The sequence below is a fragment of the Methylobacterium sp. J-030 genome (assembly GCF_022829545.1).
Lineage (GTDB): Bacteria > Pseudomonadota > Alphaproteobacteria > Rhizobiales > Beijerinckiaceae > Methylobacterium.
The window spans coordinates 1-889 of the sequence record NZ_JAKSYM010000242.1 but is presented as its reverse complement, the minus strand read 5'-3'; the positions used below and the strand labels follow the sequence as shown (position 1 = coordinate 889).

Genomic DNA, 889 nt, shown 5'->3' with positions numbered 1-889 from the left:
ACCGCCCCGAGTACACCACCGTAACCGTCACGGGATGCGGGGATGGCGGGCCGTGAGATGCTAGATGACCGAGCGCGGAATATCCACGATGGTGCACCCCCAGCTGGTGCCGATGCTGTGGTCAATCTCGCCGATGATGGCCACGTGCAGGTCGCAGAAGTAGCCCGGAACCAGGAAGGCCATGATCTGGCGACGCCCATCGGTCAGGGTTTTTTAGCGGCAGGCGAAGCCTTCCACGACGAGGTGAACGTTCTCTGGCCGCTCGCCTTCGGGGCTGATGTCCATACGCCGCGCGACGCGACGGGTTTTTCTGGTGAGATCGTGTAGGACGGCACGGTCCTCGTCGTTCAGACGCGCTCCGTATTCGAGCTTCATGATCAGCGGATTGGACATTCGTGCTCTCTCGCGGCTCGGCCGCGCTGAGAACGAGGAACCGTGAAGCTTCCTTCCGCTGTCAGTCGGACGTCGGTCCGAGACCGAGCGGCTGTATGTGCGGGGCAAATCCCCAACACACATTGAGTTCCGTTTTACTACATATGTGGGTCGCTTTTGACTAAAGCCGTGCAGGCGTAGCGTGCTGCTTCAATTTATTCAGCTTGCGCAGTCACGTAGCTTGCAAACCAATGTGTGTTGTAGCGCCTCCCGGTCGGACACGGCACAGGAGGGCATCGTTGGCTGTTCGACCGTAGGCGCCGGCGGCTGGGTGAGGCGAGCGCTGCCGCCTGCGACGGGGAGGGCCTGATGCCGCGCTACTTCAGCGACACCGTCGACAGCATGGTCGGCATAGATGACGTCGGCTACGAGTTGCCGGACGAGGCCGCCGTACGGGAGGTTGTCCGCAAGACTTTGGCCGACATGCTCGGGGCCGAGCATAAGGGACGGCCGGCTG

3 protein-coding genes are annotated in these 889 nt (G+C 62.1%); 1 reads left to right on the top strand and 2 read right to left on the bottom strand.

Annotated features, from left to right (window positions below; translation table 11 throughout):
* Window positions 1-60: 60 nt before the first annotated feature.
* A complete protein-coding gene (locus tag MKK75_RS35780) occupies window positions 61-183 on the bottom strand; it encodes a hypothetical protein (protein ID WP_279593963.1) in 123 nt (40 codons plus the stop codon).
* Window positions 184-213: 30 nt separating this feature from the next.
* Window positions 214-393, bottom strand: coding sequence for a hypothetical protein (locus MKK75_RS17645; protein ID WP_244043841.1), 180 nt, complete (start codon window positions 391-393; stop codon window positions 214-216).
* Between the two features lie 348 nt (window positions 394-741).
* Here MKK75_RS17645 and MKK75_RS36385 point away from each other — a divergent pair.
* The coding region (locus MKK75_RS36385; protein WP_409567583.1) for a DUF6894 family protein at window positions 742-889 on the top strand (148 nt) is incomplete at its 3' end.